The organism is Alysiella filiformis, from assembly GCF_014054525.1.
Classification (GTDB): domain Bacteria; phylum Pseudomonadota; class Gammaproteobacteria; order Burkholderiales; family Neisseriaceae; genus Simonsiella; species Simonsiella filiformis.
On the sequence record NZ_CP059564.1, the window covers coordinates 1,202,639 to 1,214,532 of the forward strand.

The following is an 11,894-nucleotide window of genomic DNA, read 5'->3' on the forward strand; positions in this document are numbered from 1 at the left end:
TATCTAAAATGCCTGTTTTCAAATTCACATTCAACGAGAATCATCATGGCACAAGCACAAACCCTTTACGATAAACTCTGGAACAGCCACGTTGTCCGCGAAGAAGAAGACGGCACCGTTTTGCTCTATATTGACCGCCATTTGGTACACGAAGTAACCAGCCCACAAGCCTTTGAAGGCTTGAAAATGGCAGGACGCAAACTGTGGCGCATTGACAGCGTGGTTTCCACCGCCGACCACAACGTTCCCACAGGCGAAACCGCACAAGGCATCAAAGACCCCATTTCCAAATTGCAAGTGGATACTTTGGACAGCAACATCAAAGAATTTGGCGCATTGGCGTATTTCCCATTTATGGACGAAAGTCAAGGCATTGTGCATGTGATGGGCCCTGAACAAGGCGCAACTTTACCCGGTATGACGGTGGTGTGTGGCGACTCGCACACTTCCACACACGGTGCATTTGGCGCGTTGGCGCACGGCATTGGTACGTCCGAAGTGGAACACACGATGGCAACCCAATGTATTACCGCAAAAAAATCCAAATCCATGCTGATTGACGTTTCAGGCAGCCTGAAACAAGGCGTTACCGCCAAAGACGTTGCGCTGTACATCATTGGACAAATCGGCACGGCAGGCGGCACGGGTTATGCGGTGGAATTTGGCGGTTCGGCAATCCGCAGTTTGAGCATGGAAGGGCGCATGACTTTGTGCAATATGGCGATTGAAGCAGGCGCACGAAGCGGCATGGTGGCGGTGGACGAAACCACCATCAACTATGTGAAAGACCGCCCATTTGCCCCCAAAGGCGAAAATTGGGACAAAGCCGTAGCCTACTGGCGCACTTTGGTTTCAGACGAAGGCGCGGAATTTGACAAAGTTTACCGTTTCAAAGCCGAAGACATTGAACCGCAAGTAACTTGGGGAACATCGCCCGAAATGGTGGCAGACGTGAACGGCAAAGTCCCCAATCCAGCCGATGAAACAGACGCAGTCAAACGCGCTGGCATGGAAAGGGCTTTGGAATACATGGGCTTACAGGCAGGCACGCCTTTGAAAGACATCGCGGTGGACATCGTGTTCATCGGTTCTTGCACCAATTCGCGCATTGAAGATTTGCGCCAAGCCGCCGCAGTCGCCAAAGGACGCAAAAAAGCCGACAATGTTCAGCGCGTGTTGGTTGTACCGGGGTCTGGCGTGGTCAAAGCGCAAGCGGAACGCGAAGGCTTGGACAAAATTTTCTTGGACGCAGGCTTTGAATGGCGCGAACCAGGTTGCTCCATGTGCTTGGCGATGAATGCCGACCGTTTGCAACCACAACAGCGTTGCGCGTCCACCTCCAACCGCAATTTTGAAGGTCGTCAAGGCAATGGTGGTCGCACGCATTTGGTTAGCCCAGCGATGGCGGCGGCGGCGGCGGTTACGGGGCATTTTACCGATATTCGCACGATGTAAAATGTTTCAGGCAGCCTGAAAGGGTGGAAAATGGGTTTCAGGCTGCCTGATATTCATGATAGGGGAAAATATATGGGTTTTGCATATGCTCTTGGATATACTATCCTGATTTATATCATGATTTTTTATATTCTTGGTAGCATTGGTGTTGGGGTTATTTGTTATCTCATTACCAATAGAATCATACCATCTGTATTACTTGCTATTATTTGCCTGATTTCCGTACCAACTTATCTGAAAATTACAGATAAAATAGAGAAAGAAAAATATGCAAAATTAAAACAACAAGAATGGATGCCAGAAGCACACAGACGCAGAAATAATTTATTACACGCTTGTAAAACTGAAAGTAAAATGACCGTTTATCAAAAAATCCCTGCTCAATCAGGTATTTTTATTGAGGGAAATGAATATAGGTATGGTAGTAGCCACCCTGTGGTAGACAGATTTCTCCCGAAGCAACAGAGGGAAGAGATGCAGCAGCAGTTATCTGATTTGCATAAAAAATGTACCAATAATTGTCACGAACAATATGAAGGAGCCATTTCATGGGTAAACCGTGTTCGGGATAAAGGTAAAGATGAAATTATTAAATTAACAGATGCTGCATTTGTACAAACAGTCCAAGACAATATTAGGGAAAATGAATGGACTGCGAAATATTTTACGCCGTATTTTGAAAAAGGTAGGTTGAAAAAAGAGTATATTCTATCTAATACTTATGGTGAAAGCCTAGAACATCCCCTTGAAATGAGATATTTCTATATAAGTGGTACAAAAGAATGGTGGCGTGAAGCAGGATTGACACAAGTAGCAAAAGATTGGGCTAGGGATTGGGATAGTCTTAAAGATACAGATATTGTTCGAAATCCCGTACCTAATCTTCATATTTATGCAACTTATCGTTTGACAATATACGATATTTCCACTGTCGCTGACCGTCAAAAAGGTATTAGGCGTGGGAGAATTGCATTTGAAGATATTAAAACCAATCAAGTTTTATCAGAATATATTGGTTTTGACATGGCACCTGATGATGAATTTGGCTATCATCGCCCCAGTAGTTTAAATTGTTTTTCTGATGAAAAACGATGGAATGAATATTTGGAAGATGGTCGTTTGAATCCTGATGATAATGACCCTGTTTTTGAACATTTTTTCAATCACGCTGTGGATAAAACCCGAAAAGCTAAAATTAAAAAAGTAACAGTTTTTCCCTAAATATTTAGTTTTCGTAGGGTGAGCCGTGCGTCCCCCACATTTTCAGGCAGCCTGAAAAGGAAAAACATGAAAAAAATCTTTTTATTCAGCAGCATTTTATTGCTCAACGCTTGCGCCAACACCATGCAAGGCGCGTTACAAGACACGTCCAACAATATTTATCATGCCACCGAATATGTCCGTCAAAACCCTGATGTGGTGGACAATGCCACGTCCACTTTGAAACGCGGCGGCGAACTCATCGGCAAAGGTATGAAAGCCACAGGCGAATATTTGCAAGAAATCACAAAATAAATTTAACCCTCAATTTAAATAAGGAACAGTATCATGAAAAAACAAATCTTTTTATTGGCAAGTGTGTTATTGCTTAATGGCTGTGCCAGCACTGTAAAAAGTGCCTTGCAAGACACAACCGAGAACATCCAACAAACCACAGAATATATCCGTAAAAACCCTGATGTGGTGGATAATGCCACTTCTGTGATGAAAAGCAGCAGCGAATTCATTGGCAAAAGCATGAAAGTAACAGGCGATTTGCTGCAAAAAATTGCCAAATAAGCGCGTTTTTGGCGTGGTTTTTGCTTGTGAAAAGGTGTGTTATGTTTGGGTAGAGTTTGGCTGCCTGAAAACATGGCGTATAATGCGCCTTGTTTCGCAGCATTTTAAACATTTTCAAAACACATTTTTTTTAATATTTTTATGGAGTTCATCATGAAAAAAATCGCATTATTGGGCGCAGTTGCATTTGCTTTGAGCGCGTGTTCCAGCACTTGGAGCGGTGTCAAAAATGACGCATCGCGCGTGGGCGATAAAGTGGAAAACAAATTGGAACGCGCTGGCGACAAAGTGGAAAGCCAATGGGAACGCACCAAAGAAGGCACCAAAACCCGTTGGAACAAAACCATTGACGCAATTAAAGCCGATTGATTTTTAAATATAAAGGAATACATTATGAAAAAAGCATTGATTTTGACCCTGATGGCATTGGGTTTGGCTGCTTGTGCCGACACGCGCAGCCACGTTCACAGCGAAGCCACCACTTGGGAAAAAGTGCAATATCAAGAAGAGCAATGATTTTTTGATTCAGGCTGCCTGAAAACAGCATGGCGCATTTTCAGGCAGCCTGAAAAACATTTTTAGGAACAACAAGATGAAAGCCTTCACACAAATCACCGCCCTTGTCGCGCCACTTGACCGCAGCAATGTGGACACAGACGCGATTATCCCCAAACAATTTCTCAAATCCATCAAACGCTCGGGCTTTGGTCCCAACGCTTTTGACGAATGGCGTTACCTAGACCACGGTGAACCCGGTATGGACAACAGCAAACGCCCACTCAACCCCGATTTTTCGCTCAACCAACCACGTTATCAAGGCGCACAAATTTTGCTGACGCGCAAAAATTTCGGTTGCGGCTCATCACGCGAACACGCGCCTTGGGCTTTGGACGATTACGGTTTCCGTGCCGTGATTGCGCCCAGTTTTGCCGATATTTTCTTCAATAATTGCTACAAAAATGGCTTGTTACCCATTGTTTTAACAGAAGAACAGGTGGAACAACTGTTTCAAGAAACCTTTGCCAACGAAGGTTATCAACTGACCATTGATTTGCAAAATCAAAGCCTGACCACCCCAAGTGGCGAAGTGTTCCATTTTGACATTACCGAACACCGAAAACATTGCTTGCTCAATGGTTTAGATGAAATTGGTTTGACTTTGCAACATGCCGATGAAATCAAAGCCTTTGAAGCACAACGAAAAGCCGCACAACCATGGTTGTTCAATTAAATCAATAAAATAAAAGCGAAAAACAAAGGGTTTGATGCCCATTTGTGGCTCGCTTTTTTTGGTTTTCAGGCAGCCTGAAAGGAAAAATTGATGTTGCCCCCACTTTCATCCGAAACCGCCAAAACAGTGGCAATGTTATCACAAGGTATTGAAAATCAAGAAATAATTGAATTTTTGCAACAGCAATATGCCGCACCCATGTACACGCTGGCTTGGTATCAAACGCAGGTGGTGCGCCAAACTTTGAAATGGCTGGAATATTCGTTTATGGTGATTGATATAATGATTATCCCGTTGATTTTATTGATGATAATGTTGAGTTTTGGGGTTTATGTGTTTGCGCCATTGCACCGATTTCTTTTTCGCAAACCGCCCAAAAATTCGCGTTTACAATTTGATTTAAGCAAACGCGAAATCATGATTGTTCATGAAAATCAAAAAGTTGAGACCATTGAGTTGGGCGTGGTTTCTTCTTTGATGTACGAATATCGTCCCCTGTGTTTATCCAGAGATAATAAATTGATTTTGTTGAATGTTTACGATAAAAATGGCAAAGCCCACCTGATTTTGGAAATGGAAACCGCCACTTTATTCGGCAAAAGCGACCCCATTTTGCTCAAACAAATTGATGATTTATTCGGCAATTTGGCAAAGAAAATGGGGTTGAAAATATTTTTTGATAAAACAGGCATTTAATTGATTTTCAGGCAGCCTGAAAAACGATTTTTTAAAATAAAACAAGGAATCATCATGCAAATCCAATTAAACGACACCCTAAATTTCAGCCGCATTATTCACGGCTATTGGCGCGCCCACGAATGGGGCTTGAATACCGAACAATACATTGATTTAATTGAAAATGTGTTGAATTTGGGCATCACCACTTTTGACCACGCAGCCTGCTATGGCGGTTTTACCAACGAAACCGCGTTTGGCAAAGCATTGGCGGCAAAACCCAGCTTGCGCGATAAAATGCAACTGGTCAGCAAATTTGGGATTCTCTTTCCCAATCAAACCTTTCCAGAGATGCGCCGCAAACATTACGACAATTCGCGCCAGCACATCATTTGGTCGGCAGAGCGTTCCGTGCGCGAATTGCAATGCGATTATTTGGACGTGTTGCTGGTTCATCGTCCGTCTCCGTGCGCCAATCCCGAAGAAATTGCGGCGGCATTTGACGATTTGCATTCACGCGGTTTGGTCAAACATTTTGGCGTGTCCAATTTTCCTGTAGGTAAAATCAAGATGTTGCAATCGCATTTGGGGCAAAATTTGGTAACGAATCAAATTGAAATTTCGCCCATGTGCTTGACTTCGTTTGACAATGGCGATTTGGATTTTGCGCTGGAAAAACGCATGAAACCCATGGCTTGGTCGCCTTTGGCGGGCGGCAAATTGTTTGACGGCAACGATGAACGCGCCCAACGCATTCAGGCTGCCTTGCGCGAAGTGGGCGAAAAATATGGCGAAAATCGTTTGGATACATTGGCTTATGCGTGGTTGCTCAACCACCCAGCGAAAATCATGCCGATTGTGGGGAGCGGTCAAATTGAGCGCATTCGCAATGCGGTGGACGCGCTGCGCCTGAATTTCAGCGAAGAAGATTGGATTCAGATTTACAGCGCGTCTGTGGGCAAACCTGTGCCGTGAGTTTTCAGGCTGTCTTTCAGTACGCGACAAAAAACATTTCCGTAGGTCGGGCATTCATGCCCGACATCAGAAATCATAGCACATCGTCGGGCATGAATGCCCGACCTACAAAATGTCGTGTACTGAAAGGCAGCCTGAAAACACAAATCAGTCATTTTGCATTACAATGTAAAACATCTGCAATACATTTCAGGAGTATGTGAATATGGCAAACATCAATATTCGCGTTGATGATGATTTGAAAAAACAATCTTTTGCGGTGATTGAACGTTTTGGCATGACCCCTAGCCAAGCATTCAAAATGTTTCTGACCCAAATCGCGCACACCAATACCATTCCTTTGTCGCTGGATTATCAAAACATCAATTACGAAGCCAATCCCACCACCATGCAAGCCATTGAAGATTATCGGAAAAATAAAAAATATGATGTATAGCGTCAGCAATCATAAACATAAATGGATTAGCCACTATTTCAGGCTGCCTGAAAAGAATTGCGTCCAGCAAATGTATTTTTCAACTTTTCTTACACTACCCTACAAAAAATGAAATACTGCCTAAAATCGTTGATACTCAATCTACTTACTCCCTCTCCTTTGGGAGAGGGCTGGGGAGAGGGAAAAATCGTTGAATATTGCCCGTTTTACCCTCTCCCTAACCCTCTCCCACAGGAGAGGGGATAAATAGGTGGTAAGCAAAAAAGTATCGCCTGCTTTCAAGCAATTTTTCAGAATTTTGTAGCGTACTGAAAACTTTTCTTAAACCAAAACAAAGGACAAAACAAAATGACCAAACAAATCGCCATCTTACGCGGAGACGGTATCGGACCCGAAATCATCGCCCAAGCCGTGCGCGTGTTGGACAAATTGATTGAACAAGGCTTGGACGTGGCATACGACTACGCGCCTTTGGGCGGCGAAGCCTACGACCAATACGGTGCGCCATACCCCGAATTCACGCAAAACCTGTGTCGCCAAGCAGACGCGGTATTGCTCGGCGCGGTCGGTTCGCCACAATACGATTTGTTGGAACGCCCATTGCGCCCCGAGCGCGGCTTGCTGGCGATTCGCAAAGATTTGAATTTGTTTGCCAATTTGCGCCCAGCCGTGTTGTACAAAGAATTGGCAAACGCCTCCACGCTCAAACCCGAAGTGGTGGCGGGTTTGGACGTGTTAATCGTGCGCGAATTGACGGGCGACATTTATTTTGGCGAACCGCGTGGCATTCGTACGCTGGAAAATGGCGAACGCGAAGGTTTCAACACCATGAAATACAGCGAAAGCGAAATCCGCCGCATTGCCCACGTTTCGTTTCAGGCAGCCCAAAAACGCAACAAAAAATTGTGCAGCGTGGACAAAGCCAATGTTTTGGAAACAACCGAATTGTGGAAAGAAATTTTCACAGAAGTTTCAAAAGATTACCCCGATGTGCAATTAAGCCATATGTATGTGGACAATGCCGCCATGCAGCTCGTGCGCGCGCCCAAGCAATTTGACGTGATTGCCACTGGCAATATCTTTGGCGACATTTTGAGTGACCAAGCGTCCATGCTGACGGGCTCCATCGGCATGTTGCCCTCCGCGTCTTTAAACGAAACGGGCAAGGGTTTGTATGAGCCATCGCACGGCTCTGCGCCCGATATTGCAGGGCAAAACAAAGCCAATCCTTTGGCGACCATTTTGTCGCTGGCGATGTTGGTGCGTTACAGTTTGAATGACGAAAACCGCGCCAAACAAATTGAACATGCCGTGCAAAAAGTGTTGGAACAAGGTTTGCGTACCGCCGATATTTTTGAAGAAGGCACGAAATTGGTGTCTTGTTCCGAAATGGGCGATGCGGTGATTGCGGCATTGTAAAATCAGCCAAATGGCATTTCAGGCAGCCTGAACAGGGTAGGGCATACCATTTCAGGCTGCCTGAAATCACATCACACACCATTTTGTTAAATTTTGTATCAAAATGCGCTGACTTCGTTTACAAAACAGCCATTTCAGATTAAGATACAAGATTCAGCAATGGGCAATTTTAAAAATGCCAAAGTCCCATGATGGCACAAAATTAAAGCAAAAGTCGGCAAGTCAAGCGAGCTGATTGATGAGTCAAAATCAAGGTTTTAATTTTTAATGTTTTGATTGATTAGGAATTTAATGAAATGGCTACTACAAAAACACCAGAAATAAAATCACAAAGCACGTTTGCGCGCTATCGTGGTTTGATTTTGTCTGTAACGGTTTTCTTGGTGCTGATTGCCGCTTTGATGGCGGTGTCGCTCAATTTGTCGTCCCAAATCGGTCGCAATAACCAAGAATTGACGGCAGTCAGCGAATTGCACCACGCATCGCACAACATGATGCAGAACTTGTTTAACTTGAAATTGAGTTATGGCGAAGACCCAAACAGTCCACACATTGCCCACAGCTTGCAAATGCTGCGCGATGCCAGCACCATCATGACCACCAACATTGAAGCTTTGCGTAAAGGTGGTGTTGCCAAAACCGAAAATGGCGATTCAATTGAAGTGGGTTCATTGACCCAAGATGGCAATGCTGAACGCATGGAAAATTTAAGCAAAACATGGGGTTCATTGGCTGGTCAAATTGAAAATTATTTGAAAGAAGCCACTTCGCCTACTGCCAATTCGTCCAATTTGGACTTGGCGGTTATGAATGCGCAAAACTCACATGATAAAATGAACGAAGACATTGAAACCACCATTGATGTGTTGAATGGCAAAATTGTTTCACGAACCAATACTTTGGGTTGGGTACAAGGTTTGGGTATTGCGGGTGCGGTGATTTACTTTGTGATTTTCGTATTCGTATTCTTGCGCCAATTGCTTGCATCTGACGCGAAAGCCGATGCAGCCCGCAATGAAACCGATGAGATTATGAACACCGTAAGTACAGGTTTGTTCTTGTTGGACAAAGACTTGAACATCGGTTCACAATATTCCAAAGAATTGGAAAAATTGTTGGGACAACGTCAATTAGGCGGTCGCAACTTGGTGGAAGTGTTGGGTGCAATGATTTCGCAAGAAGATTTGAACACCACCCACAGTTTCATTGGTCAATTATACAATCCCCGTGTGAAAGAGCGTTTGATTGGCAGCTTGAACCCATTGACACGCCAAGCCATGATGGTGCCAGAAGGCAATACCAATGTGTTGCGTTATTTGGATTTTAAGTTCAACCGTGTGTATCATGGTAATGACATTTCGCGCGTATTGGTAAACGTTTCAGACGTTACCGATGCCGTGTTGCTGGAAAAGAAAATTGAAGATGAACGCGAACAAAATGACATGCAACTGGAAATGTTGAGTACCATTTTGCGTTCTGACCGCGTGATGATTGACGATTTTGTGCGCAACACACAACGCCGCAATATGGCAATCAACAACGTATTGAAAGCCCCTGGTGAACGCCAAAATGAATTGCGTACCAAAGCCGAGCATGTGTTCCGTGAAGTACACAGCCTGAAAGGTGAGGCATCGGCATTGAGCTTATATGGCTTTACCGTGATTGCGGAGAACATTGAAAGTGAATTGAAAAAAATTCAAGCCAACGCCACTTTGTCGGGCGAGAATTTCTTGGGTTTGGCGGTGCATTTGGAAGAATTGATGAACTTGACCCAAACCATTGAAGATTTGGTAAGCCGTTTGGGCAGTGGTGGCAATGTGTCAGAAGGCAATCAAGCCAGTGCAGCGCGTCCTCATATTGCCGATTATTACAAACGTTTTGTGGGCGAAGTGGCTGAACGCAATAAGAAAATTGTGGATTTCAGCTATGTGGGCGTGAGCGAAATCAGCAATGAAACCATTCGCACCACCATCAATGAAGTGGCAGTACAATTATTGCGTAATGCGGTGGTACACGGTATTGAGCTGCCTGAAGAGCGTCAAAAAAATCGCAAATTGGAAGCGGGTCATGTTCGCATGGAAGTTTTGGAATCGCCCGAGCAATTTGTGTTGAATTTGGAAGACGATGGTCATGGTATTGATTATGAAGCCATTCGTGCAAAAGCCGTTCGCTTGGGCAAATACACTGAAGCACAGGCTGCTGAATTGGGAACAAAAGAATTGCTGGCATTGATGTTCAGTTCAGGTTTCTCCACTTTGGAGCAATCCACGGGTGATGCGGGTCGTGGCGTAGGTTTGGACGTGATTAAAGACCGTGTGAATGCAATTGGCGGTAAAATCAATATTTCCACTTCTTTGGGTTCTTACACACGCTTTACGTTTACCTTCCCCAAAAATGTGGCATAATCCAATTTAAGGAAAAACAATGGCAAAAACAATTATGATTGTTGATGATTCGAATGTGATTCGCAACCGAATCACACGCGGGTCAAAAGAAATGGATTTTGTGGTTGTGGCAACGGCAACCAATGGCGCAGAAGCTTTGGAATTGTATCGCCAACATCGCCCTGATTTGGTTACCATGGATTTGACCATGCCCAAAATGGACGGCTTGGAGTGCATTTCAGAAATCACTGCCATGGATGAAGATGCCAATATTTTGGTTATTTCTGCTTTATCGGATAAAGCAACGGGCATTAAAGCATTGGAATACGGTGCGCGTGGTTTTATTTGCAAGCCCTTTACCGATGAAGACCTTTTTCAAGCATTAATGGAAATGATGGAAAGTAATTAAAATGAAAGAAGAAAAGTTACAAGTATTCCTTGATGGCGTACAAAAATATTTCTATCAAATGATGGACCCCGAAGAATTGGTGGTTGGAACGCCTTATTTGGTGGAAAACAGTGTGCCTTCTGCCAAGGATTTTACGGGTGTGATTGCCATTTCTGGCAAAAGCAAAGGTATTGTTTACTTTACTGCACCGCGTGAATTGTTGGAACGCCTGTTGGTTTTGATGGGCGAAAAGGATTTGAGTGAAGATTTCATGATTGACTTGGTTGGCGAAGTGGCAAATACCATTGCGGGTAATGCGCGTAGCGAATTTGGCGAAGAATTTGAAATTTCTGTGCCGATTGTGTTGCGTGGTGCGCCTGATGAAATTTTGTTGCCACGCAAAGACCGCTCGTTTGTGATTCCGATTACTTGGAAAGCACGCAGCGCGGCAATCGTGATTTCTTTGCGTAAACCTTGATGGTGTGAAACGTTTACAGGCAGCCTGAATTTTCAGGCTGCCTGAATGTGCTTGAAAAATAAGATTGATTTTTGGATTTGAGGAAAACAAGTGATGAAAACCCAATTTTTAAGTTTAATCATCGGTAGCCTGATGTTGGCTGCCTGTAATGGTCAGCCCAGTGGGGGTGTGGCGGCAGCACCGCAAGCGTCTGCCCCAGCCGAGTCTGTGGCGGTGCAACCAGCAGAAACGGCTCCTGCTGAATTGAAAAGCAAGAATGGCAAAATTGCGATTGCCGTTTCGGGTGCTTTTGCCGATAAATTGGGTGATGCAACCATGCTGCCCGAAAACGTGCAAGCCGAAGAATTGCTTTTATTGCAACATGATACGGATAAAAACATCGGCATTTATGCGATTCAGGCTGGAGAAGTGGCTGATGGTAAAGCCTATTTGAACAAATTGGCGCAAGCCATCAAAAATGACGCGGCTTTGAAAAACAGCCAAGCGAATTTGACGGAAAATCAATTAACTTACCATTTTAGCCAAACCGATGAAAGTGGCGAAACGGCTTTGAATGAAAGTTGCTTGGTGGCGGTGCAAGATAAGCAGGTTTACAATGTGTGCGCGACCAGTGAAGACGCGGATTTGGCGGCATTGGACGAAATCATCAGCAAAGTACGCATTGAGCCGTAATG

15 protein-coding genes are annotated in these 11,894 nt (G+C 44.4%); all 15 read left to right on the plus strand.

Annotated elements, in window-relative coordinates; translation table 11 throughout:
* The first annotated feature begins 45 nt into the window (after positions 1–45).
* Complete coding sequence (gene leuC, locus H3L97_RS05970; protein ID WP_097113659.1) at positions 46–1,455, plus strand: 3-isopropylmalate dehydratase large subunit; 1,410 nt, start codon at positions 46–48, stop codon at positions 1,453–1,455.
* 72 nt (positions 1,456–1,527) lie between these two features.
* Positions 1,528–2,676, plus strand: a complete 1,149-nt coding sequence (locus H3L97_RS05975; RefSeq protein WP_179655776.1) for a hypothetical protein — start codon at positions 1,528–1,530, stop codon at positions 2,674–2,676.
* A gap of 66 nt (positions 2,677–2,742) precedes the next feature.
* The gene (locus tag H3L97_RS05980) at positions 2,743–2,970 is read left to right on the plus strand and encodes a hypothetical protein (RefSeq protein WP_097113657.1); all 228 of its coding nucleotides are present in this window, start codon (positions 2,743–2,745) and stop codon (positions 2,968–2,970) included.
* A gap of 33 nt (positions 2,971–3,003) precedes the next feature.
* On the plus strand, positions 3,004–3,234 hold the full coding sequence (locus H3L97_RS05985; RefSeq protein ID WP_097113656.1) for a putative periplasmic lipoprotein: 231 nt from the start codon (positions 3,004–3,006) through the stop codon (positions 3,232–3,234).
* A 153-nt stretch (positions 3,235–3,387) separates the two neighbouring features.
* Positions 3,388–3,603, plus strand: coding sequence for a hypothetical protein (locus H3L97_RS05990; protein WP_097113655.1), 216 nt, complete (start codon positions 3,388–3,390; stop codon positions 3,601–3,603).
* Positions 3,604–3,627: 24 nt separating this feature from the next.
* On the plus strand, positions 3,628–3,750 hold the full coding sequence (locus H3L97_RS12035; protein ID WP_257010978.1) for a hypothetical protein: 123 nt from the start codon (positions 3,628–3,630) through the stop codon (positions 3,748–3,750).
* A gap of 76 nt (positions 3,751–3,826) precedes the next feature.
* Positions 3,827–4,465, plus strand: coding sequence for a 3-isopropylmalate dehydratase small subunit (gene leuD, locus H3L97_RS05995; RefSeq protein WP_097113654.1), 639 nt, complete (start codon positions 3,827–3,829; stop codon positions 4,463–4,465).
* A gap of 90 nt (positions 4,466–4,555) precedes the next feature.
* On the plus strand, positions 4,556–5,161 hold the full coding sequence (locus H3L97_RS06000) for a hypothetical protein (protein ID WP_097113653.1): 606 nt from the start codon (positions 4,556–4,558) through the stop codon (positions 5,159–5,161).
* A 54-nt stretch (positions 5,162–5,215) separates the two neighbouring features.
* The gene (locus H3L97_RS06005; protein WP_097113677.1) at positions 5,216–6,115 is read left to right on the plus strand and encodes an aldo/keto reductase; all 900 of its coding nucleotides are present in this window, start codon (positions 5,216–5,218) and stop codon (positions 6,113–6,115) included.
* A 205-nt stretch (positions 6,116–6,320) separates the two neighbouring features.
* Positions 6,321–6,551 carry a type II toxin-antitoxin system RelB/DinJ family antitoxin gene (locus H3L97_RS06010; protein WP_097113652.1) on the plus strand — a complete coding sequence of 77 codons (231 nt, stop codon included), beginning with the start codon at positions 6,321–6,323 and terminating at the stop codon, positions 6,549–6,551.
* 348 nt (positions 6,552–6,899) lie between these two features.
* Positions 6,900–7,970 carry a 3-isopropylmalate dehydrogenase gene (gene leuB / locus H3L97_RS06015; RefSeq protein WP_097113651.1) on the plus strand — a complete coding sequence of 357 codons (1,071 nt, stop codon included), beginning with the start codon at positions 6,900–6,902 and terminating at the stop codon, positions 7,968–7,970.
* A gap of 296 nt (positions 7,971–8,266) precedes the next feature.
* Complete coding sequence (locus H3L97_RS06020; RefSeq protein WP_097113650.1) at positions 8,267–10,375, plus strand: ATP-binding protein; 2,109 nt, start codon at positions 8,267–8,269, stop codon at positions 10,373–10,375.
* 19 nt (positions 10,376–10,394) lie between these two features.
* Positions 10,395–10,763: a response regulator gene (locus H3L97_RS06025; protein WP_097113649.1), complete on the plus strand. Its 369-nt coding sequence runs from the start codon at positions 10,395–10,397 to the stop codon at positions 10,761–10,763.
* A 1-nt stretch (position 10,764) separates the two neighbouring features.
* A complete protein-coding gene (locus tag H3L97_RS06030; protein WP_097113648.1) occupies positions 10,765–11,220 on the plus strand; it encodes a chemotaxis protein CheX in 456 nt (151 codons plus the stop codon).
* Between the two features lie 93 nt (positions 11,221–11,313).
* Positions 11,314–11,892, plus strand: a complete 579-nt coding sequence (locus H3L97_RS06035; RefSeq protein ID WP_097113647.1) for a hypothetical protein — start codon at positions 11,314–11,316, stop codon at positions 11,890–11,892.
* Positions 11,893–11,894 lie beyond the last annotated feature (2 nt).

Coding starts and splice junctions, on each gene's coding strand:
- H3L97_RS06025 (WP_097113649.1), top strand. CDS start 10,395: ATGGCAAAAACAATTATGATTGTTGATGATTCGAATGTGATTCGCAAC.
- leuC (WP_097113659.1), top strand. CDS start 46: ATGGCACAAGCACAAACCCTTTACGATAAACTCTGGAACAGCCACGTT.
- H3L97_RS05990 (WP_097113655.1), top strand. CDS start 3,388: ATGAAAAAAATCGCATTATTGGGCGCAGTTGCATTTGCTTTGAGCGCG.
- leuB (WP_097113651.1), top strand. CDS start 6,900: ATGACCAAACAAATCGCCATCTTACGCGGAGACGGTATCGGACCCGAA.
- H3L97_RS06030 (WP_097113648.1), top strand. CDS start 10,765: ATGAAAGAAGAAAAGTTACAAGTATTCCTTGATGGCGTACAAAAATAT.
- H3L97_RS06010 (WP_097113652.1), top strand. CDS start 6,321: ATGGCAAACATCAATATTCGCGTTGATGATGATTTGAAAAAACAATCT.
- H3L97_RS05985 (WP_097113656.1), top strand. CDS start 3,004: ATGAAAAAACAAATCTTTTTATTGGCAAGTGTGTTATTGCTTAATGGC.
- H3L97_RS05975 (WP_179655776.1), top strand. CDS start 1,528: ATGGGTTTTGCATATGCTCTTGGATATACTATCCTGATTTATATCATG.
- H3L97_RS06020 (WP_097113650.1), top strand. CDS start 8,267: ATGGCTACTACAAAAACACCAGAAATAAAATCACAAAGCACGTTTGCG.
- leuD (WP_097113654.1), top strand. CDS start 3,827: ATGAAAGCCTTCACACAAATCACCGCCCTTGTCGCGCCACTTGACCGC.
- H3L97_RS12035 (WP_257010978.1), top strand. CDS start 3,628: ATGAAAAAAGCATTGATTTTGACCCTGATGGCATTGGGTTTGGCTGCT.
- H3L97_RS06000 (WP_097113653.1), top strand. CDS start 4,556: ATGTTGCCCCCACTTTCATCCGAAACCGCCAAAACAGTGGCAATGTTA.
- H3L97_RS06035 (WP_097113647.1), top strand. CDS start 11,314: ATGAAAACCCAATTTTTAAGTTTAATCATCGGTAGCCTGATGTTGGCT.
- H3L97_RS05980 (WP_097113657.1), top strand. CDS start 2,743: ATGAAAAAAATCTTTTTATTCAGCAGCATTTTATTGCTCAACGCTTGC.
- H3L97_RS06005 (WP_097113677.1), top strand. CDS start 5,216: ATGCAAATCCAATTAAACGACACCCTAAATTTCAGCCGCATTATTCAC.